Origin of the sequence: Pseudomonas sp. PDM20, from assembly GCF_014852575.3 — a bacterium.
In the GTDB taxonomy this organism is placed as follows: domain Bacteria; phylum Pseudomonadota; class Gammaproteobacteria; order Pseudomonadales; family Pseudomonadaceae; genus Pseudomonas.
In genome coordinates this window covers 6,110,530-6,131,459 of the sequence record NZ_CM181224.1, presented here as the reverse complement: position 1 = coordinate 6,131,459, position 20,930 = coordinate 6,110,530, and the positions used below count along the sequence as shown (strand labels likewise).

The window sequence follows — 20,930 nt, the reverse complement described above, 5'->3', positions numbered from 1 at the left end:
AGGGCCGCCTCGTGAGGTCAATGCGCTCTGGTTGAGGTAGTCGCGTTTATCGGGTGCCGATCGATCAATAGTCGATCGGGTCGCGGATGATCGGGCAGGTCATGCAGTGACCGCCGCCACGGCCCCGGCCCAGTTCGCCGGCGCTGATGGTGATGACTTCCACGCCAGCCTTGCGCAGCAGGGTGTTGGTGTAGGTGTTGCGGTCATAACCCACCACCACGCCCGGTTCCAGGCAGACCACGTTGTTGCCGTCGTCCCACTGCTCGCGTTCGGCGGCGAAGCTGTTGCCGCCGGTTTCGACGACGCGCAGTTTCTTCAGGCCCAGGGACTCGGCGACGACGGTCATGAAGTCCTTGTCTTCGCGCTGGACGTTGATGCCGTAGGGGCTCTTCTCGTCCGGACGCAGGATGAAGGGAACGATCTCTTTCACCACTTCGGGGAAGACGGTGACCAAGTCGCGGTCGCAGAAGGTGAAGACGGTGTCCAGGTGCATCGCGGCGCGGGATTTCGGCAGGCCGGCGACGATGACTTTCTCGGCAGCGCCCTTGGCGAACAGTGCCTGGGCTACCTGGCCGATGGCCTGGCGGGAGGAGCGTTCGCCCATGCCGATCAGGACGACGCCATTGCCGATGGGCATCACGTCACCACCCTCGAGGGTGGACATGCCGTGGTCCTTGTCCGGATCGCCGTACCAGACTTCGTATTCGGCGTTGGTGAATTCCGGGTGGAACTTGTAGATGGCGGTGGTCAGCAGGGTTTCCTGACGTCGCGCCGGCCAGTACATCGGGTTCAGGGTCACACCGCCGTAGATCCAGCAGGTGGTGTCACGGGTGAACTGGGTGTTGGGCAGCGGCGGCAGCAGGAAGCTGGAGTGGCCCAGGTAGTCGCGGTACATCTTCAGCGCCTTGGCGCCTTCGCTTTCCGGGATGTCGTCGGAGGCCACGCCGCCGATGAGGAACTCGGCCAGTTTGCGCGGCTCCAGGCTTTCGAGCCAGGAGCGCAGCTCGAGGGTCAGGCCGAGGCCGACGCTGTCAGCGGTGATCTTGCGATCGAGGATCCACTTCAGGGCTTCGGGGTTCGCCACGATGTCGGTCAGCAGGTTGTGCATTTCCAGAACATCGATGCCGCGTTCGCGCATCTTGGTGACGAAGTCGAAGTGGTCGCGCTTCGCCTGGTTCACCCAGATAACGTCGTCGAACAGCAACTCGTCGCAGTTGCTCGGGGTCAGGCGTTGATGGGCGAGTCCGGGCGAGCAGACCATCACTTTGCGTAGTTTGCCAGCTTCAGAATGGACGCCAAGTTTGGTTTTTTCCGTGCTCATGAGATGTCTCCAGGAGTTACAGAGTGAGGAAGCCGTCGTAGAGGCCATAGGCCGCGATCAGTGCACCGATCACGACAACCGCGAAGATGAGCTTCTCGACATTGGTGAAGATGGGTTGGCCCACTTCATGTTTCGCTTTGGCGAAGAGGATGACGCCGGGCGCGTACAGCAGCGCCGACAGCAGCAGGTACTTCAGGCCACCTGCGTAGATCAGCCACACCGCGTAGAGAACCGAGATACCGGCGATGATCAGGTCTTTGGTGCGGTCGGCCGAGTCGGTCTCGTAGGTCTCGCCCTTGACTGCCAGCAGCAGGCCGTAGGCCGCGGACCAGAAGTACGGGATCAGGATCATCGAGGTGGCCAGCAGCAGCATCTTGGTGTACGGGTCCATGCCACCGTCGGCGCTGCCGGAGGTGAAGAACACGATGACCAGGAAGACCTGCACGCAGATGTTGGTCAGCCAGAGGGCGTTGGCCGGCACCTGGTTGGCGTTCTCCTTGCGGAGGAACTCCGGCATGGTGTGGTCCTTGGCGGCGGCGAACATGATCTCGGCGCACAGCAGCACCCAGGAGAGCAGGGCACCCAGCAGGGAGATGAGCAGGCCGACGCTGATCAGGACCGCGCCCCAGTGGCCGACCACATGCTCCAGCACCAGCGCCATCGACGGGTTCTGCAGCTTGGCCAGTTCCGGCTGGGTCATCACGCCCATGGACAGCACGTTCACCAGTACCAGCAGCAGCAGGACGGTGATGAAGCCGATTACGGTGGCCTTACCGACGTCCGAACGTTTTTCCGCACGGGAGGAGAAGATGCTCGCGCCCTCGATGCCGATGAACACCCACACGGTGACCAGCATCATGTTGCGCACCTGGTTCATCACGCTGCCCAGGTCAGGATTGCTCTTGCCCCAGATGTCCGCGGTGAAGATGTCCAGCTTGAAGGCGAACAGGCAGATCAGGATGAACAGGAACAGCGGGACGATCTTCGCCACCGTGGTGATGGTGTTGATGAACGCCGCTTCCTTGATCCCGCGCAGTACCAGGAAGTGCAGGGCCCACAAGAGGATCGACGCGCAGACGATCGCCGCGACGGTGTCGCCCTTGCCGAAGATCGGGAAGAAGTAGCCCAGGGTGCTGAACAGCAGGAGGAAGTAACCGACGTTGCCGAGCCAGGCGCTGATCCAGTAACCCCAGGCCGAGGAGAAGCCCATGTAGTCACCGAAACCGGCCTTCGCGTAGGCGTACACACCGCCGTCGAGTTGGGGTTTGCGGTTGGCCAGGGTCTGGAAGACGAATGCCAGGGTCAGCATGCCGACCGCGGTGATGGCCCAACCGATGAGGATCGCGCCGACGTCAGCGCTGGCGGCCATGTTTTGCGGGAGAGAGAAGATGCCCCCGCCAATCATCGAGCCGACAACAAGAGCCGTCAAAGCGCCTAGCTTTAGTTTTTGGCTGCTTTCTTGCGACATTTAAGAATCTCCCTATAGGAAGTTGGAGAGTGAGGCTATTTAGCGCCCGTCTTGGCGGGGCACTCCTGATTCAGGTCAATAGCTTGCTATCCAATGTATTGGGCAGTACTTCCTGCTCTGCCCACCCCGCATAAACCATAGGAGAGGTTTTGCATTAGCGCCCGATTTAGAGGGGATTTCGTGAAGATTTGAGCGCGGTTTCATGACCGCAGAATGGCAGTCGATTTCGCAAGCCCACGCAGGGCGCGCCGTTGCGCTTGATTCGCAGATGCAGAGAGGCGCAGGACCGCTGTGTAGGAAAGTCCTGAACGAAGATGCGAGAGGGGAAAATTGGCCGGGGCAGGATCACTGCACCCGGCGATGCGCCTGTCGAATCGAAGGCACGAGATGGCAAGAAGCCCGAAGGACACCGCCGGGTTCGTGGCCCGGCGGGCGCGACGTGGCAGGCACGTCGCGAGATGTGATGCACAAGGCAATCGCACCTGTGTCGCAGAGCAAGGTGTGTGCCAGGGCTGAAGACTACGTCAGAGCGCTCTGTAGCGCTGTTCGCCCTTGGTCGCAGTCCAGGCCGTCGGCGGATTTCTGCTCAGAGGTCGCCATCGTCGGCGGAATTTCCGCCACTGCCGGAGAACAGCAGGCCGTGCTTGCGCAGTTTGTCGTGCAGGGTCTTGCGCGGTACGCCCAGCGCTTCGGCAAGGCTGCGCAGGGAGTTGTGCGAGCGGCCCATCTCGGCGGCGATCAGCGAGCGCTCGAAGGATTCCACCTGCTCGTTCAGCCCGGCGCCGGGAGTGGCGGCGGTGGCCTGCCCGTGGCTGTCGTCCAGCCCCAGGTCCAGGCCGAGGGCATAGCGCTCCGCGGCGTTCTGTAGCTCGCGGACATTGCCCGGCCAGCCGTGTGCCAGCAGTTGCGCACGTTGCGCCGAGTCCAGCGGGCGGGCGTTCAGGCCATGGCGCTGCGCACCGCGCTCGGCAAAGTGCTGGAACAGCAGCAGGATGTCGTCGCCCCGTTCGCGCAATGGTGGAATGCGCAGACTGGCTACATTCAGGCGGTAGTAGAGGTCGGCGCGGAAGCGGCCTTCATCGGAGGCCAGGCGCAGGTCCTCCTTGGTTGCGGCGATGATGCGGATATCCAGTGGAATGAGCTGGTTGGAGCCCAGGCGCTCGACGGTGCGCTCCTGCAACAGGCGCAGCAGCTTCACCTGGACGTCCAGGCTCATGCTCTCTATCTCGTCGAGGAACAGCGTGCCGCCGTTGGCGAACTCGAACTTGCCGATGCGGCGCTTCTGCGCGCCGGTGAAAGCGCCCTGTTCGTGGCCGAACAGTTCGCTCTCCACCACTGACTCGGCCAGCGCGCCGGCGTTGATGGCGACAAATGGACCGTTGCGGCGGCTCGACAGGTCATGCAGGGCGCGGGCGACGACTTCCTTGCCCGAGCCGGTTTCGCCCAGGACCAGCACGTCCGCCTGGATCGCCGCGAGCGATGCGACCTGCTGTTGCAGACGCTGCATTGGCGCAGACTGGCCCACCAGACGGCCACGGACTTCCTTCTGCTCGGTCAGGGCCAGGCGCAGGCTGCGGTTTTCCAGCACCAGTCGGCGCACATCGAGTGCGCGGCGCACGCTGTCCAGTAGCGCATCGCTGGGAAAGGGCTTCTCGAGGAAGTCATAGGCGCCCGAGCGCATGGCCTTCACGGCGAGCGGTACATCGCCATGGCCGGTGACCAGGATCACGGGTAATTCGGAGTCTTGCGCATGCAGTTGCTCCAGCAGTTGCAGGCCATCGATGCCCGGCATGCGGATGTCACTGACGATAACTCCCGGCCAGTCACGCGCCTGCTGCGGATCGATCTGCCGCGCATCGCCCAGGGCGACCACCTTGAAGCCAGCGAGGTCGAGGGTCTGGCAGAGCGCCTGGCGCAGGTGCGGGTCGTCATCGATCAGCAGCACCTGGGTGGTGGAGTCGAACGGCTCGGCCGAACTCATGCGCGGGTTTCCTCTTGCGGCGTCAGGGTCACGCCGGGAATGCCCGGCAACAGGTGCAATTGTACGAGAGCGCCGCCCTCGGGGTGGTTGCCCAATTCAAGATGTCCGCCCAGCGTGCGTAACAGGGTGTCGCAGATGGCCAGGCCCAGACCCAGGCCTTTCGCGCTGGTCTTGGTGGTGAAGAAGGGCTCGCGAGCATGGGCCAGGGCTTCGTCGGAAAAGCCGGGGCCGTTGTCGCGCAGGGACAGGATGATGCGCTCGGGCGTCTGCTCGGTGGTCAGCCAGATGCGCCTTGGCAGTCCCTTCTCGGCCAGGGCGTCGAGGGCGTTGGAGATCAGGTTGGACAGGATCTGCCGCAGCCGCGTCTCGCCGGCCTGCACCCAGATTGCCGCGTCGGGCAGGTCGCGCAGCAGTTCCACGTTCATCGCCTGGCGGCGCTGGGCGAGCAGGGCCAGGGCGTCATTGATCGCCGGCTGCAGTGCGACGTTTTCCGGCGCCCGGCGGGCGCCGCGGGCGTAAGCCTTGAGGTGCCCGATGATCGAGGCCATGCGCCCGGTCAGTTCACCGATCTGTTCGAGGTTGCCGCGGGCGTCGCTATAGCGCTCGTGGTCGAGCAGTACGCGGGCGTTGTCGGCGTAGCTGCGTATCGCCGCCAGCGGTTGGTTGAGCTCATGGCTGATGCTGGCGGACATGGTGCCCAGGGCGGTCAGTTTGCCGGCCTGCACCACTTCATCCTGGGCGTGCATCAGCTCGCGCTGCGCCTGCTCGCGATTGCTGACTTCCTCCTGCAGCCGCGTGTTGGCACCTTCAAGCTCCTGGGTGCGCTCCTGCACACGCAGTTCCAGTTCGTGCTTGGCCTGGGCCTCCAGAGCAATGCGTTCGAGGTAATGGCGGCGGCTGATAGTCAATAATGAGAGTAATAGAAGCAGCGCGACCAGGGTGGCCGCGCCGATCAGGACGACGCTGCGTACCGGTGCGTCGACCTGGGATCGAGGGGTATAGATGCTAACCGTCCAGCCAGTCTCGGGCAGGTGGCGGCTCTGGCTGATCCAGCGGCGCTGGTCGATCTTCAGCGGCGCCGGGTGCAGCACCGGATAGGGAATGTTCTCGGCGATCTCGCGTTGCTTGGCGGGGGATAGCTCCTTGCCAGTGTGGAAACGCCAGGCGTTACTGGACGAGAGGATGACGACGCCGTTGGAGTCCATGACCAGCAACTGCTCCGGCGTATTACCCCAGAGCTGCTCCATGTGTTCGAGGTCGACCTTCACTACCAGCACGCCGAGCAGCTTGCCGCCGTCGCGGACATCGCTGGCGAAGTAGTAGCCGCGGCGCTTGGAGGTCGTCCCCAGGCCGAAGAATCGTCCCTGCCGACCTTGGGTCGCTTCCTTGTAGTAGGGGCGGAAGGCGAAGTTGCGGCCGACGAAGCTGTCCGGCTGATCCCAGTTGGAGGCGGCGTGGGTCATGCCGTCCGCCTGGATCAGGTAGATGACGTCTGCCCCGGTGCGCCCGCGGATGCGCTGCAGTTCCAGGTTGGCGGCGTTCTGTGCTGTCAGGCTCTCCGGCGTTTGCAGCGCGGCGCGCAAGGTCGGCAGTTCACCGAGGATCGGTGGCAGGTCCTCGTAGCGGCGCAGGGTGCCGAGCAGGTTGGCGACGTAGAGGTCGAGGGTCTGCTGGTTCTGCTCGGCCAGTTGCTCGCTGTAGTAGCGCTCGGCGAAGTGGTGGAGGGGCCAGAGCAACAATGCTAGCGCAAAGACGAGCAGGACATTGAGCCTTGAAAATCGCTTGTTTTGCATCGAGGATAGAACCCGGCAGCTGCTGGCGAGGCATTATGACCCGAGAACAGCCTGATCGCCCTTGGGCTGGCCAGCTAGAGCTATGTGGCACGTCTCATCTGCTGTGCAGGCTGCAGCGTGAGCATCACTCCTTGAACAGGTGGGTCTTGAGGCGCCAGATACGGCTGGACCTGATCTTGGACAGCTCGGCATCTGTCTCGCTCAGCTTTTGGCGCAGTCGCTGGTTTTCGCTCGCTTGTTCCGATAGATGCGTGACTTCCTCGGAGAGTTTCTGGAGCTCATTTTCCAGCTCTGCCATCTCGGCAAGTGTGTTATCAACCTTCTGATGCAGCCTTTGCTTTTCGCCTTCGAGCCATTTGACCTGTGCGATATAGGTATTCGCCAGTTCTTCCACCTGCTGAATATGGCTTACCAGACTGCTGGTTTCTCGTCGGGAGACATCCAGGAATGTCGGTAGAGTGTGCTTATGCCAATCGTCATACGGGATAGCTGGGCACGGGCATGCTGATACGAAGCTCATGAATTCTGCTTCCATCTCCGCAAAGCGCTCGTAATCGGCTTGTCCGAAATCGGCTCCGAGATGTGCATAAAGATCTTCAAACAGTCGACCTTGCTGCAGCCAGCGGAGCTCACACGGCACTGCAAGACTCGACACCATTCTTAGCAGAGTGGTGATGGCCCTGAAAACGAGATAACCCAGTGAGATATCCTCCGCATACTCCCATTCAAGGTCAATAACCTGGGTCTTGTCTTCGTTCTCCAGAATGTTCTGCGGGACAAGGTCCAAGAGTGAGCCGGGAAGCGGGGTGGAGAGGTCATGTGGACCTGAGGTGGGCAGACCCGCATAACTCACCACGACACTGATGTAATCTGCGAGCAAGCGGGCCAGCCCCTTGGTCGTCCAGCTGGGAGTTTGCAGAGTGCGGATCAATCCGGTGCTCAATGCTTCACCTGAAAAGAATCGCTCATCGAGCCGATGGTGCCTGAAGCGCTCGGATGATTCTTCTGCTTGGACTCCAGCGATCAGTGGTCGCTGATTGACCTGAATGCGCCCCTGTGAGCTTTTCCTGAACTCGACCAGCTTGCAGTAGGCCGGCTGGCGGTTGCTGGAATAATGGCAAGCCAGCAGATCCGCTTCGAACAGTGGCTCACTTGCGTTGGGCCGATTTGACGCGGCAATCAGAAATGAGTTGGAAAGATCGGCAAGCAGCCCGTTCTTGCCCACTTCCCGCCAGGTACATTCCAGAGAGAAATTCAGATACTCCGAGGATATCTGCGGGTCTCTGGGAGATACCTGCGCGGCCAGCGCAGAAACATCAAACGACGACTCAGCGCTGTAGCCGCTCGGCAGTACTATGCTCGCCGGGAGTTTGTAATCGGGAAATGGCAAGGCGGTTTCAATATGTTCGAAACCGGATTCGACGAGACGTTGGCGTAATTCAAGATGGCCAAATGTTTCTACTCCAGGGTGTTTATAGAGACCCTGAATTCCAACTCTTGGTGCCCCTAGGTGATCCTCTGGCGCGCCCGCCAGATACTTCAGGCCCAGTTGGTTCTCAATCGCAATGATAAGAACACCGTCCGGTTTGAGTAGTGCCCTGACAGCGTCGAGCATCGAGCGAACCGGATTGGCAGCATCATTGAACTTGCCTGCGTACTCGAGGACACCAATAAGAGTGATGACGTCGAACTTCTGCTCCGGCTTGAAGCGCTCGAACTGGTCGTTGATCACAGTTACGTTGGGCAGATCTCGTGTCCGTTGCGCTGCGATCGCAGCCCGTCGCGAGCTACCTTCAACGGCGATGACACGTGCCCCCGCTTCGCCAAGGTAGCGGGTGATGGCACCGCACCCGGCACCTATTTCCAGCACATCGCCGTCGAGCAAGTGCTCCAGCGGCCGTAGCAGGTTAGCCCTGGCAGAGCTCAGGTGATAGGTAGTTGGCCAATCTACACAAGCGGTATGCAATTGCCGGGAAAATATCGAGACGTCCGTGCTTTCCGAAATGATCCGATGGAGTCGGTTCTCCGTGTCGTCACCATCACTGTAATCGAACGGCAGAGGCTCGCTGCGCGCCCAGATATGTTGTTCTGGCTGGAACGAGTAGCCGAGGCTTTGCAGAGTTTCGTGGAGCAGGTTCATTCTATGTTCATCTGCATATTGAGATTGGTCAGGCCGAAGAAACGGGAGTCTGTCCCAACGACAAAGTGGATCGAATCGTAGCGACGGTCGTGGGGAACAATTTCCTCACCGTTTCGCGTGGCTATGCCAAGCGATATGAAAAAGTCGCCTTCACCGAGACTGCAGTCGAAGCGCACAGTAGCGATGAAACTGGCGCCTGCCGGATAGCTGTTCCGGGTTTCCTCACACTGCAGGAGTTCGGAGTTGGTCCCGAAGAGGGTCACGCCGTCCTTGGTTTTGATGGTCACTCCAAGAATAGGGCGGATCAGCGGCATGAGCATCCTGACACCTACCTTCAGCACTACCTCGGCGCCATTGCGAATCCGCGTCGGATAATCAGTTCCCTCGCTGCTCAGCGAGAAATCGGTAATGGCAACCGAGCCGTCACCCCAACGGTACTCGTAGGGATTATAAAGCTGGCGACTGGCGAAATGATCTCCCTCGGTTTCTATTTGAGGACCGACCTCCCTGCTTTCTGCGGTGGAGGCTTGCGTGCGGGGGCTGACGGTGACCTCGGCCTTCGGCTCGATTTTTTCACGGCCGAAGAGGAGGTCCAGATAACTGTTGATGACAGACCTTGGCTTGCCTTGGGTGATGATTCTTCCGGCATCGAGAAGGACCGCGCTGGAGCAGTGAGTTACGACCTGCTCGCTGCTGTGGGTAACCAGCAGAATACTGGTTCCGTTTTCCTTGAGCTTGCTAAGGCGGTCGAAGCATTTCGCCTGGAACTTGGCATCGCCAACGGCAAGTGCTTCGTCGACGATCAGGATTTCGGGATCGATCTGTGCCTGCACCGCGAATGCGAGCCTGACCAGCATGCCACTGGAATATGTCTTGACCGGTTGGTCAATGAAGTGGCCGATATCAGCAAAACCGGCAATGAGATCGAATCGCTGGTCGATTTCTTCCTGAGTGAGTCCCAGTAGCGCGGCGTTGAGATAGACGTTTTCCCTGCCGGTAAACTCCGAGTTGAATCCTGACCCCAATTCCAGCAGAGCGGCAATCCGGCCGTTGGTGATGACCGATCCACTGGAAGGAGTGAGTGTTCCTGCGATGATTTGCAGCAGTGTGGACTTCCCAGAGCCATTGCGGCCTACGATACCGACTGTCTCCCCGCGAGGAACTTCGAACGAGATATCACGCAGTGCCCAGAACTCTCGATACAGCTTTCTGTCCCCGCGAAGCAGCATTTGCTTCAGGCGATCCTTGGGAGAGTCGTAGATGTTGTAGCACTTGCTGATGTTCGAAATGGTGATCGCGTTTTCCGCTGACATGGGACGGCCTTAATTTAGCTTGAAGCGTTGGTTGAGGTGGCGCGATCACTCTCGATGAGGCGCTTCACGATTGCAGGCGCGAACGCAGCCAGCGTTTGGCCAGCAGCAGCAGGGACTCGGGCTCGACGGTGCTGTTGGCGGCAGGTACTGGGCTGGTGTCGGTCTGGATGTGGCAGACATAGGCTTGTCGCAGCTCAGCGTTATCCAGAAGCAGCAGCTCGGGCTCGGGGCATTCCGGACTTTTCCGGGCGTCGATGAATTGGTTGATCATCCAGAAGACTTTGTCATTGCCCTGCAGATTCACCGAGTTATGGATGCGTTCAGCGTCCAGGATCCATTGCCTGGGATCTTCTCCCTCATAGAACCGTCGGCCTTCGAGTCTGCGCATACCCGTGGCGAGCACCCAGCAAATCTCGAACAGCATCCAGGCCCGGTTGGAGGAGATGGTATTGCTGCCGTGTATGCGGTACTGCATGAGCGGTTGATCAATGATCGAACAATTGAACTGTTCTACTGCCCTGAACATAAAGTCCCAGTCGTGGGCGAAGCGAAGATTGCGCATGCCACCGATGGTCTCGAATAGCTGGCGGCTGAAGACCATATTGCTTGTGGTGGAAACAAAGTTCGAAACCACCAGATTGAGATCAAAATCTTGAGTGGCAGCAAACGAGCGGGAAGGGGCGGGAATTGCCCACGGAAGCATGTTCTTCCAGCCTTCCTTGATGCCGAGTGCCTGCCCTTGCTGGTTGATGACCTCGATCCATGTGGTCACGAGGTCGAGGGACTGCTCCTCAAGAGCTGCAACGCAGCGCGAGAGCCGCTGCGGATGATAGATATCGTCGGAGTTAAGGATGGCAAGGTATTTGCCCTTGGCCAAGGACAGGCCGCGGTTGATCGCATTATGGGCGCCGGCGTTCTCCTGCTCTATGAGCGTGTAGCGCGGGTCTTTCACCTGGCGTAGATAGTCGAGGGAGTCGTCGCTCGAACCATCGTCGATGACAATCAGTTCCAGGTCTTCCAGGTCCTGATTGAGGACACTGTCGATGGCCTTATCGATGTAGTGCCGGTGGTTATAGCTGGGGATGATTACCGATACTTTGGTCATTTTTGCTTGCTCAGATATGCCTTGATCCACTCCCAGGTCGCAGGAAGGCCTTCCTGCAAGGCCATCGGGGAGTAGTCGATCTGTCTGGTCAGCTTCTCGATATCGAGGACGTTGTAGCCGACATCCATGGGGCGGGGTGCTTCGCGTTTGATCAACAGTTCATGGCCGTCATTCTCGACCAACGGGCGCAGGTAGCGATTGAGAAGGTCGATGGTGGCGACGCCGACGCCAGTCCCGATATTGAAGGTCTCGCCATTAGGTGCGGTGTGGATCAGCGTAGCAATGGCCTGGGCAATATCGTCCACATGGACGTAATCGCGCACCGAGCCACCGCTTCCGAACACAGGAATCGGCCGCTTCTGCAGCACAGAGGCCAAGGTGGTGGCGACGATGCCTTGCCCTTTGAACGGAATCTGGCCCGGGCCGTAAGCGTTTCCGGGCCTCACGATTACTGCCGGGAGCCCGCGTTGCTGGAAGTACAGCCGAGCGATTTGCTCAATGTTCAGTTTGGAGGTGCCATACAGCGATATCGGCGAGGTCGGGCTGCACTCCCGGATTGGGCGATGCTCCAATGAATTGCCATAAACCGTGCCACCTGAAGAGACGAAAATAAACTTTTCGACACCTGCATGAAGGCATTCTTCCATCAGCTGGATGGCGGGTAGGACGTTGCGTTCGTACTCAAGGCGCATGTCGCACGTCTGGTTGAGCTGGATGCTTTCGTGCGCCAAGTGCACGACCGACTGAATGCCTTTCAATGCGTTGCGTAGCAGCTCGCGGTCGGCATAGCTCCCCATCACCTGCACGATCCGACTGTCGGTGGTCTGGGGAGGTGAATGCCGGCTGATGCAGGTCACCTGATGGTCTCTGGAAAGCAACAGGTTGGATAAGTGCTCTCCTATGAAACCGTGGCCACCGACGAGTAAGGTCTTCATGGGATGTTCTGCTCCAGATAAGGCTGGCTAGCCTTGTAGAAGCAGTCGATGTACTGCTTGGCGATATGCTCACTGGAGAACCGATCCAGAATGTCTGCCTCCTGAGCTTGAAGATTGCGGCGGTACTCTGGAAGTCGCTCGTGCCACTGACTGAAAGCGGTTGCGCGATCCGCCTCGCTGGCATCGACGGCAATGGTCTGCCCGCCCGCGAACTCCTCCAGTACGACGCTGATGTCACCGGCGTCGGTAGAGAATACCGGGACCCCGAAATTGATCACTTCCAGCATGGCGATCGGCAAGCCCTCATAGGCCGAGGTGATGATCAGCCCGCTGGTGACCGACGCCAGTTCCAGGGTGTTGGCGACATACGGAATGCACTTGACGTTACTCAGGTTCTCCCTTGCGATGAACGCGTGGCATTCGCTGCTGAGCTCACCGTCCCCAACCAGTACATACATTTCGTCTGTAAGGTCCTTGCGAAGCTGGGCCAGCTTCAGGAACTCCAGCGGTCGCTTCTGTCGGGTGAGCCTACCGACGAAGGTGAACAGTTTACGGTCGTCAGGAAGGCCCAACTTTTCGCGCACTGCGTCAGGAGTGGAGTCGGACTTCTTGAAATCGATGATCTTCTGAGTGTTTACCGCCGAATAGATGAGATCGATTTTCTCCCTATCCATGTTCAAATGTTCGATGAACTTATGCTGGATCTTCTGGTTGATGGCGATAAAGCGATCAAATGACTGGATACCTGGCTCGTGATAGCGATTGATCCAGCCTTCGTTCACGTCGTAGACCTCCTGGTCGATGACCGGGATGTCATGGAACAGGGCACGCAGATTCTGGGCGTTATCGCATAGCCAGGGAGAGCCATTGGCGATCCAGATGAAGTCCGGGCTAATCCATTTCTTGAGCTGAAGAAGAAGGCGAAGGTATTCCGAGTGAGTCGTTATCTCGGACATCTCTACCAGACGCGCACCGGCATCCTGGAATTGTGCGGCGAGACTGCCCTGCTCCTGGCGCAGACGCTCCATGGTAATGACGACGAAGTCGTAGGAACTGTCTAGCTTACGAATAATCTCGACTGTATTTCGCTCTACGCCGCCCACTGCGACGAAGACCGGAAACACGAAGACAGTCGGCCGGTTCTTTTCCATGACAGGGAGCTTGGCAGGCGCGTATGGGCGCTGGGCGTGGGTGCCAGTCTTGGTGGAGAACCAGGAGTTGTGTTCATTGAACGAAACCTCGGTGCAGAGCAGTTCGTTCAATGAAGATTTTCGCCAATCGCCTTTTTCCAACGGCTCCGTCCGGTAGATCTTGCCAGCGAAGGAGGCCTGTCCGAGAGTGCCGTTCAGCACGGCCGGCAGCAGGTGGGCGGAGAACACTAGCTGATCCGAAAGATTGCCATGCGTGACAGTGCCGTCATTCTCCAGCCCGTAGGAAATCAGACAAAGATCCGCGCGATTTTCTGCGACTGCCAGCCATGCTCCCAGCAAATGGTCGCGGTTAGGCATGCCGGAACCACTTTGCGGTCGGAACAGGACCAGATTGTCTGTGGCCTCTCTCTGTATTGCCTGCAGGGCTTCGGCGGGCGAGAGGATAGTCGCCTCATTGCCCATGATGTGTGTAAAGGATTCGCGGATCGAGTTGGCCGCAGGATGTGACTCGTCAAGAACCAGGGCGAAAGTAGATTGAGTACGCTGCCCACTGCTCGGCGCCTGAACGGGGGCATTGCCGGCCCGGCGCTGGAGGCTTTCCTGGATGCGGCGGAACAGATACCGAGGGTCACGTACCAGCCAGTACAGCGCACGACCCGCCTGTCTCTGCAGGCGCATGCGCCGGTTGTTGTCGGCAGCCGGAATGGTGCGCAGTCCTTGCAGGAGCGAAAGCTCCTGGAACATGGCGGACTGCTGCTCAGGATCTACTAGGATTGACCTGTCGCGTGCAACGTGGGCATCGAGGAGGTTATGCATCTGCTCCCGGTTCAATGCCAGAGCGTCAGCGGGAGTACGTTCGATGTGCTGCCAGTAGTCCTTCCATGCCGATGAGAAATTACGCTCCATCGCCAGCGGTAGAACTTGCTGCTCGCTCGAGGTGATTCGCTGCAATACCCCGTATTCGTACATCGCTCGAAACAGAGTGCTGTAGAGCAGGCTGAGATAACCGCCAATCAAGGTACGGGAGGCCTTTCCTCCATCCACGATCAGCCCTTCCAACGCATTGCAATGTGCGACCAGTGCATCAAGTCTGTTCTGCCAGACTTTCCCGGATGCGGCATTGGCAGATCCCGGCCGCTGTCGTGCTGCGGCCTCCAGTGCATCTATGCCAAGTATGCGACCAACGCCTGGGTGAGCATCTCTGAAAACGACGGCCATTCGGCCTGAGCAGATCTGGCGTTTGCAGAAGCCCTCAACAATGTAGGGGTGGTAATGATCCCCCTTTGCTTCGGTGGTGTAGTAGATCTTCAGACCGCGCAGCGAAAGCCTGTAGCCGAGTTCGATATCCTCGAAACCATATTGGTCGAAGCGATCATCGAAGATTTTCTTCTCCTGGACCACGATGTCTTTGTCGATGCAGATATTGCAGGTATAGAAGTGGCGGAAATCGACGAAGGCATTATCAGGCAGGCGGTTGTAACTGAACTGCTCATTCCCGATCTCGGTAATGTGCTCCATCAGATGGTTGACTGTCAGGTCGGGCGCCCAATCGACAACACCAAGGGTGGCGACATTCTTACCAAGCGTCCTGGCCAGGCGCGCGTGGACATTCAGGATTTGAGCGTCGGGGAATATGTCGTCGCCAATAATCAGGAGGCGTTCGCCCTTGGCGGCAAGAATTGCTGCGTTTCGCGCTTTCGATGCCCCGCCATGGTCATTGCGTAAAACGCGGATGGGTAGATCGTTGATCTGCTCCAGATACTCAACGCTGCCGTCTTCCGAGCCATCATCCGAGAAGATGATCTCATAGGCGAATGGAGTTTCCCGGTTGACTAGTCGCCAGGACTCGATGACGGTCGGTAATAACCGCAGTCGGTTGTAGGTGGGAATGATGACACTGATGTAGGGGGCGTCATTACCAGGAGATGTCGAGTCCTCGCATGCCGAGAGCGATTGCGCATGCTCGGCGTTGATCCAGTCCAGGTCCAGCGAAGGATTCAGATGGCGGCCTTCATGGCGTCCGTGGAGCCAGTAATGTACCAGGGGCGGAACATTCAGGGATGCAACGTCCGGATAACGGGTCAGGTAATAGGCCCCGTCGAACTCAGGACAGGGATCGCGCATCTCACGCCAGCCAATGCTGAGGTAGTGGCTCAGCGGATTGATGCCGGCAGCCTTAACATCGGAGTTTTGGGAGAGGTACCAGGCTGCATTGAAGAGCGGGCTTTTCTCCAAGGCCGATTGCCACTTCAGACGCTCCAGTTTTCGCCCAAGGCTGTCTGGTAGCGATTTGAAGAATCGCATCATCATCATCTTCCTAATAATGCAGAAAACCTGCTCAAAGAACGTCCGCGAAGCCTTTACGTGTCTTCTGGAACCACCAGAAACCAAGCCAGGCAATCAGAACACTCACTAGGTAGTAGCTACCGAGCTGTGTGATGGATGGCAGATTTCCCCAGATCAGAACCTCTCTGGACTCTTCAATGATGAGAGTCAGGGGGTTGATATAGAGCAGCGGGCGATACGCCTCCGGAATAGCCGTGATGGGATAGAACATGGGAGATAGGAACATCAAAACTGTGGTGATGATTCCTGTGATTTGGGATATGTCGCGTAGATAGGCACCCAAGGCAGCGAGAAACCAGGAAAACCCCATGGTCAGGATGATCAGTGGGAGTAATACAACTGGAAACAGAACAGTAGTAAGCGGAATGCTACCCTTGAGCAGCAACTCGGCTACAAGTAGGACGAGCCAGCTGATGCCAGTGTGAAAGAGCGCCGCCCCCATAGATATCCAGGGGAGGATTTCTAGGGGGAAAACAATTTTCTTCACATAGTTGGGGTTGCCGGTGATCAGTGTCGGTGCACGGTTGAAACACTCGGCAAAAAGACCATGAACGATCATCCCGGAAAAAATGATGATCGCGAAGTCACCGGTATTGTGTGGCTCGGTGTTTCCCCAGCGAGACTGGAAGACGACGCCAAATATGAAGGTATAAACGACCAGCAGAAGTATTGGGTTGAAGAACGACCAAGCCAAGCCCATTATTGAGCCGCGGTACCTGCCGATTACTTCACGGACAGCCATCTTCCAGATGATCGATCTATTTGCCCAGAAACTACGCGTCATTTCGGGCGGATTGGCCGCGTGATGAAGGCGAGTGCTCATGCATTCATCTCGAAACGTTGGATCTGCATACGGAAATGTTTAGTAGTCATCGAGAGCAATTACTCATAGGTCGTTGCGTCGAAAAGATAGGGAGCCGCAGCATCTTTTGCAGACAGTTGGGGCGGTTGCTCGAGGGGCCATTGAATGCCCAGTGCAGGGTCATTCCAGGCGATGCACCGCTCGTGCTCCGGCGCGTAGAAGTCGGTGGTTTTGTAGAGAAACTCTGCACTCTCGCTCAGCACTACAAATCCGTGTGCGAAGCCTTCTGGAACCCACATCTGCAGCTTGTTCTCTGCGCTCAGGCGCTCGCCGACCCACTTGCCAAAAGTTGGCGAGCTCTTGCGCAAGTCAACGGCGACGTCAAAAACCTCCCCCGCAGTGACACGCACAAGTTTTCCTTGTGCTTGTGACAACTGATAATGGAGGCCCCGCAGCACGCCCTTGGCGGACTTGGAGTGATTGTCCTGAACGAATTTGACCGACCTTCCAACAACTTCCTCGAATTGCCGGTGATTGAAACTTTCGAAGAAGAAACCACGCTCATCCCCGAAAACTCTTGGCTCCAGAAGGATGACATCAGGTATGGCAAGTCGTGTGGCTTTCATCAGTAAACCGTCTCCACGATCAAACGCTTCAAGTACTGTCCGTAACCGTTCTTGCACAGCGGTTCGGCAAGCTTGTCCAATTGTTCCGCAGTGATCCACCGCTGCCGAAAAGCGATTTCTTCTGGACAGGCAACCTTGAGCCCTTGGCGATTTTCCAGGGTGGCGATGAAGTGGCTGGCTTCGAGCAGGGAGTCGTGAGTGCCGGTGTCCAGCCAGGCATAGCCACGGCCCATGATTTCTACCGACAGCGCACCGGCCTCCAGGTAGGCTTTGTTGATGTCGGTGATCTCAAGCTCTCCCCGAGGAGAGGGCTTGATGTTCTTGGCGATCTCAACGACCCGGTTGTCGTAGAAGTACAGACCCGTGACCGCATAGTTGGACTTGGGCTTGGAGGGCTTCTCTTCCAGGCTTATCGCCTTTCCTTCGCTATCGAACTCGACGACACCGTAACGTTCCGGGTCATGCACGTGATACGCGAACACGCTAGCACCCGAGTTGCGCTGCATTGCGTTGTGCAGCAGCTCCTGGAAATCGTGCCCATGGTAGATGTTGTCGCCCAGTACCAGTGCGCAAAGGTCGTCGCCGATGAACTCTTCGCCGATCAGGAAGGCCTGCGCGAGGCCGTCCGGCGAGGGCTGGATCGCATACCGCAGATTCAAACCCCACTGGCTGCCATCCCCCAGCAATTGCTCGAACCGTGGCGTGTCCTGGGGAGTGGAGATGATCAGGATGTCGCTGATCCCCGCGAGCATCAGGGTGCTCAGCGGGTAGTAGATCATTGGCTTGTCGTAGACCGGCAGCAATTGCTTGGATATGGCCAGGGTGGCCGGGTGCAGGCGGGTGCCGGAGCCGCCGGCGAGAATGATTCCTTTGCGCTTCATATATTTCCCTGGTCCGCCAGTTCTCTGATCATGCGTTTAACGTGGTACTCCCAGGATGGGAGCACCAGGTCGAATGTGCTCTGCAGTTTGCCATTGGCCAGGCGCGAGTTGGCTGGCCGCTTGGCGGGCAACGGGTAATCGCTGGCCGGGATCGGGATGATGTGCTGCGCGCTGGCGCGCAGTTCGCATCCCAGGCGCAGGGCCTCGCCGATGACTGTCTGAGCGTAGTGGTACCAGCTGGTTTCTCCGCTGGCCACCAGATGGTAGGTGCCCGAAGCGCGAGCGGCGAGCGCAGGTTCGTTTGCCAGACGCTGCAAGACCAAGGCTGTGATGTCGGCAATCAGTTCCGCGCTGGTGGGGGCGCCGATCTGATCTGCAATCACCCTGAGCTCGTCGCGCTCCTTTGCCAGTCGCAGCATGGTCTTGGCGAAGTTCGCTCCGCGCGCTGCATAGACCCAGCTGGTGCGGAAGATGAGATGGCTGCAACCGCTGTCTCGGATGGCCTGCTCACCTTCCAGCTTGGTCTGTCCGTAGACTCCCAGGGGGCCGGTAGCAGCGTCTTCCTCAAAAGGCTGGTCGCCGCCGCCGTCGAAGACATAGTCGGTCGAATAGTGCACCAGCCAGGCGCCAATCTCCTGCGCGGCCTGTGCCAGAGCTGCGACCGCTTCGGCGTTGATCCTGCGTGAGCCCTCGACGTCGGTTTCCGCTTTGTCCACTGCCGTATGCGCGCCCGCATTGACGATGACGTCGGGGCGCTCGTCCGCCACAAGGCGGGCGAGCCCGTCCAGATCACTCAGATCGGCCTGCTGGCGGTTGCAGACAACGAGTTTTCCCAGAGGAGCCAGCGCGCGCTGCAGCTCCCAACCGACCTGGCCGTTAGCGCCAAGAAGAAGAATCTTGCTCATGCGTACTGTTTGCCTACCCACTCGCGGTATGTGCCGCTGGTGACGTTGTTGACCCACTGCTGGTTGTCCAGGTACCAACGAACGGTCTTGCGAATGCCGGTATCGAAGGTTTCCGCCGGCCGCCAGCCCAGGTCGCGCTCCAGGCGCGTGGCATCGATGGCGTAACGGCGGTCGTGGCCTGGGCGATCTGTCACGAAGGTGATCTGTTCCCGGTAGCTTTTGCCGTCGGCGCGAGGCTGTTCCTGGTCAAGCATGTCGCAAAGGGTGTGCACCACGTCGATATTGGCCTTTTCGTTCCAGCCACCAACGTTATAGGTCTCACCCAGAGCGCCGGCCTCAAGGACCCGGCGGATGGCGCTGCAGTGGTCTTTTACGTACAGCCAGTCGCGAATCTGCTGGCCATCGCCATAGATCGGCAGAGGCTTGCCTTCCAGGGCATTGTGGATCACCAGCGGGATCAGTTTTTCAGGGAAGTGATAGGGGCCATAGTTGTTCGAGCAGTTGGTGGTCAGCACCGGCAGCCCGTAGGTGTGGTGGTAGGCACGGACGAGATGGTCGGAGGCGGCCTTGGATGCCGAGTACGGGCTGTTGGGCTCGTACTTGTTATTCTCGGTGAAGGCTGGATCGGTCGGTGACAGGGAGCCGTACACCTCGTCCGTGGATACATGCAGGAAGCGGAAGTCGCGCTTCTCGGATTCCTGCAAGCCGTTCCAGTAGGAGCGTACGCTTTCCAGCAGGCGGAAGGTGCCGACTATGTTGGTCTGGATGAAGTCTTCCGGGCCGTGGATCGAGCGATCCACATGTGACTCCGCGGCGAAGTTGAGGACGGCGCGCGGACGATGTTCCTGCAACAGGCGAGACACCAGGTCCGGGTCTCCGATGTCGCCCTGGACGAAGATGTGCCGCGAGTCATCCTCCAGGCTGGAAAGGTTTTGGCGATTGCCTGCATAAGTCAGCTTGTCGAGGCTGACCACGGGTTCATCCTGAACTGCCAGCCAGTCGAGGACGAAGTTGGCGCCGATGAAACCTGCGCTTCCGGTCACGAGAATGGTCATGGATTAGAGCCTCTGAAGAATGGCGGCCGCCGTCAGGCCGAGATTGCCGAGAAGGGTTTGCCTATAGACTCCTGATTTGATGATCAGGAACAGGCGCTTGAAAAGCGATGACCTGCGTGCGCGAATGAAGAGACTCAGCGTGTGGCGGCTTTCTGCACTCAATTCCGGCTGAACAGCCTGCAGCGCTTGAAGATTGGCGTCGTTCCACTCGCGGAACGTACCGGCCATCATCTTTTTCAGGCGCACGGCGCGGTCGCTGATCCTGGAGTTGGAGCCGATCAGGTTATTGCCATGCTGGCGATAGCCGATCGTGGGTACCGGATCGTAGTGAACGATGCCGCCGCAGCCCGAGACCACCAGATACGCCCACCAGTCATGGGAGACGATACGGTCTTCGTCGTGGGTCTTGAGCAGAAGTTGGCGTGCGGATCGGTTGAAAAGCATCGTGTTGCCACCCGCGATGCTCTGAACCAGGGCATTGCGAAAGGTCGGCGGCGCATCGAACAGGGGGGAAAGGCCGATGGGGGTGCCGTTGGCATCGACCAGTTGGGTTCGAGTGCAATACAGGGCTGGACGCTCATTTGGCACTTCCTTGCACCAGCGCACGGCACGTTCGAGCTTCTCAGATTCCCAGATGTCGTCCTGATCACAGAATGCATAAAAATCTGCTTCCAGTTCAGGGCGTTTGATTAGGGAAATGAAGTTGGCCGAAAAGCCACGGCAGGGGCCATCGAAGATAACCAAACGATTATCTCCAAGTTGCTTCTTATAGCTTTCCAGAATTTCTCGAGTCGCATCACGGGAGCCATCATCGGAAACGAAAATCGTCCAGTTTTGATGGCTTTGTGAAATCAGGGACTCGATTTGTTCGGCAAGAAAGGTCGCGCCGTTGTACGTCGACATCAAGATGCCGACCCGCAGGGTTTTGGCGGCTTCAACGTCCTGCTGTGGTTTTGGCTGAACCGCGTTTTCGGCGATCACTGGCGTGCCCCTGGCGGTTCCATCCGCGGATTGCTGGTCAGTCTGCTGGCACAATGGACATGGCCAGTTGGGGTGCTCCGACGCCAGCTTAATTCAGGAGGCAGCGTGGATCGCGACATTATATTCA

15 protein-coding genes are annotated in these 20,930 nt (G+C 58.6%); all 15 read right to left on the bottom strand.

What is annotated here, in order from left to right:
* Window positions 1-64 precede the first annotated feature (64 nt).
* The 15 genes from arcA to IB261_RS28115 all read right to left on the bottom strand — a co-directional run bounded on the left by arcA (window position 65) and on the right by IB261_RS28115 (window position 20,803).
* A complete protein-coding gene (gene arcA, locus IB261_RS28185; RefSeq protein WP_081515308.1) occupies window positions 65-1,321 on the bottom strand; it encodes an arginine deiminase in 1,257 nt (418 codons plus the stop codon).
* 16 nt (window positions 1,322-1,337) lie between these two features.
* Window positions 1,338-2,789 (bottom strand): arginine-ornithine antiporter, encoded by a 1,452-nt coding sequence (gene arcD, locus IB261_RS28180; protein ID WP_081515309.1) that lies wholly within the window; start codon window positions 2,787-2,789, stop codon window positions 1,338-1,340.
* A gap of 586 nt (window positions 2,790-3,375) precedes the next feature.
* Window positions 3,376-4,770 (bottom strand): two-component system response regulator DctD, encoded by a 1,395-nt coding sequence (gene dctD, locus IB261_RS28175; protein WP_151188649.1) that lies wholly within the window; start codon window positions 4,768-4,770, stop codon window positions 3,376-3,378.
* Window positions 4,767-6,563 (bottom strand): sensor histidine kinase, encoded by a 1,797-nt coding sequence (locus IB261_RS28170; RefSeq protein WP_151188648.1) that lies wholly within the window; start codon window positions 6,561-6,563, stop codon window positions 4,767-4,769. Before IB261_RS28170 ends, dctD begins: the two co-directional genes overlap by 4 nt.
* A 124-nt stretch (window positions 6,564-6,687) precedes the next feature.
* Window positions 6,688-8,703 (bottom strand): methyltransferase, encoded by a 2,016-nt coding sequence (locus tag IB261_RS28165; protein WP_151188647.1) that lies wholly within the window; start codon window positions 8,701-8,703, stop codon window positions 6,688-6,690.
* Window positions 8,700-10,016: an ABC transporter ATP-binding protein gene (locus IB261_RS28160; RefSeq protein ID WP_192383651.1), complete on the bottom strand. Its 1,317-nt coding sequence runs from the start codon at window positions 10,014-10,016 to the stop codon at window positions 8,700-8,702. Before IB261_RS28160 ends, IB261_RS28165 begins: the two co-directional genes overlap by 4 nt.
* 64 nt (window positions 10,017-10,080) lie before the next feature.
* Window positions 10,081-11,121 carry a glycosyltransferase gene (locus IB261_RS28155; RefSeq protein ID WP_192383652.1) on the bottom strand — a complete coding sequence of 347 codons (1,041 nt, stop codon included), beginning with the start codon at window positions 11,119-11,121 and terminating at the stop codon, window positions 10,081-10,083.
* Window positions 11,118-12,056: an NAD-dependent epimerase/dehydratase family protein gene (locus IB261_RS28150; RefSeq protein ID WP_151188644.1), complete on the bottom strand. Its 939-nt coding sequence runs from the start codon at window positions 12,054-12,056 to the stop codon at window positions 11,118-11,120. The genes IB261_RS28155 and IB261_RS28150 overlap by 4 nt, the downstream gene beginning before the upstream one ends.
* The gene (locus tag IB261_RS28145) at window positions 12,053-15,514 is read right to left on the bottom strand and encodes a glycosyltransferase (protein WP_192383653.1); all 3,462 of its coding nucleotides are present in this window, start codon (window positions 15,512-15,514) and stop codon (window positions 12,053-12,055) included. The genes IB261_RS28150 and IB261_RS28145 overlap by 4 nt, the downstream gene beginning before the upstream one ends.
* 31 nt (window positions 15,515-15,545) lie before the next feature.
* Window positions 15,546-16,376, bottom strand: a complete 831-nt coding sequence (locus tag IB261_RS28140; protein ID WP_151188642.1) for an ABC transporter permease — start codon at window positions 16,374-16,376, stop codon at window positions 15,546-15,548.
* Between the two features lie 59 nt (window positions 16,377-16,435).
* Window positions 16,436-16,981 (bottom strand): dTDP-4-dehydrorhamnose 3,5-epimerase, encoded by a 546-nt coding sequence (gene rfbC / locus IB261_RS28135; protein ID WP_151188641.1) that lies wholly within the window; start codon window positions 16,979-16,981, stop codon window positions 16,436-16,438.
* A complete protein-coding gene (rfbA, locus tag IB261_RS28130) occupies window positions 16,981-17,862 on the bottom strand; it encodes a glucose-1-phosphate thymidylyltransferase RfbA (protein ID WP_151188640.1) in 882 nt (293 codons plus the stop codon). The genes rfbC and rfbA overlap by 1 nt, the downstream gene beginning before the upstream one ends.
* Complete coding sequence (rfbD, locus tag IB261_RS28125; RefSeq protein ID WP_192383654.1) at window positions 17,859-18,767, bottom strand: dTDP-4-dehydrorhamnose reductase; 909 nt, start codon at window positions 18,765-18,767, stop codon at window positions 17,859-17,861. Before rfbD ends, rfbA begins: the two co-directional genes overlap by 4 nt.
* On the bottom strand, window positions 18,764-19,822 hold the full coding sequence (gene rfbB, locus IB261_RS28120; protein ID WP_192383655.1) for a dTDP-glucose 4,6-dehydratase: 1,059 nt from the start codon (window positions 19,820-19,822) through the stop codon (window positions 18,764-18,766). The genes rfbD and rfbB overlap by 4 nt, the downstream gene beginning before the upstream one ends.
* A gap of 3 nt (window positions 19,823-19,825) precedes the next feature.
* On the bottom strand, window positions 19,826-20,803 hold the full coding sequence (locus IB261_RS28115; protein ID WP_231708935.1) for a glycosyltransferase family 2 protein: 978 nt from the start codon (window positions 20,801-20,803) through the stop codon (window positions 19,826-19,828).
* Between the last annotated feature and the right edge of the window lie 127 nt (window positions 20,804-20,930).

Bases quoted from the DNA above. Each gene is read 5' to 3' on its own strand.
- IB261_RS28150 (WP_151188644.1), bottom strand. From the start codon at position 12,056: ATGAAGACCTTACTCGTCGGTGGCCACGGTTTCATAGGAGAGCACTTA.
- IB261_RS28145 (WP_192383653.1), bottom strand. From the start codon at position 15,514: ATGATGCGATTCTTCAAATCGCTACCAGACAGCCTTGGGCGAAAACTG.
- dctD (WP_151188649.1), bottom strand. From the start codon at position 4,770: ATGAGTTCGGCCGAGCCGTTCGACTCCACCACCCAGGTGCTGCTGATC.
- IB261_RS28160 (WP_192383651.1), bottom strand. From the start codon at position 10,016: ATGTCAGCGGAAAACGCGATCACCATTTCGAACATCAGCAAGTGCTAC.
- arcD (WP_081515309.1), bottom strand. From the start codon at position 2,789: ATGTCGCAAGAAAGCAGCCAAAAACTAAAGCTAGGCGCTTTGACGGCT.
- IB261_RS28165 (WP_151188647.1), bottom strand. From the start codon at position 8,703: ATGAACCTGCTCCACGAAACTCTGCAAAGCCTCGGCTACTCGTTCCAG.
- arcA (WP_081515308.1), bottom strand. From the start codon at position 1,321: ATGAGCACGGAAAAAACCAAACTTGGCGTCCATTCTGAAGCTGGCAAA.
- IB261_RS28155 (WP_192383652.1), bottom strand. From the start codon at position 11,121: ATGACCAAAGTATCGGTAATCATCCCCAGCTATAACCACCGGCACTAC.
- rfbC (WP_151188641.1), bottom strand. From the start codon at position 16,981: ATGAAAGCCACACGACTTGCCATACCTGATGTCATCCTTCTGGAGCCA.
- rfbA (WP_151188640.1), bottom strand. From the start codon at position 17,862: ATGAAGCGCAAAGGAATCATTCTCGCCGGCGGCTCCGGCACCCGCCTG.
- IB261_RS28140 (WP_151188642.1), bottom strand. From the start codon at position 16,376: ATGAGCACTCGCCTTCATCACGCGGCCAATCCGCCCGAAATGACGCGT.
- rfbB (WP_192383655.1), bottom strand. From the start codon at position 19,822: ATGACCATTCTCGTGACCGGAAGCGCAGGTTTCATCGGCGCCAACTTC.
- rfbD (WP_192383654.1), bottom strand. From the start codon at position 18,767: ATGAGCAAGATTCTTCTTCTTGGCGCTAACGGCCAGGTCGGTTGGGAG.
- IB261_RS28170 (WP_151188648.1), bottom strand. From the start codon at position 6,563: ATGCAAAACAAGCGATTTTCAAGGCTCAATGTCCTGCTCGTCTTTGCG.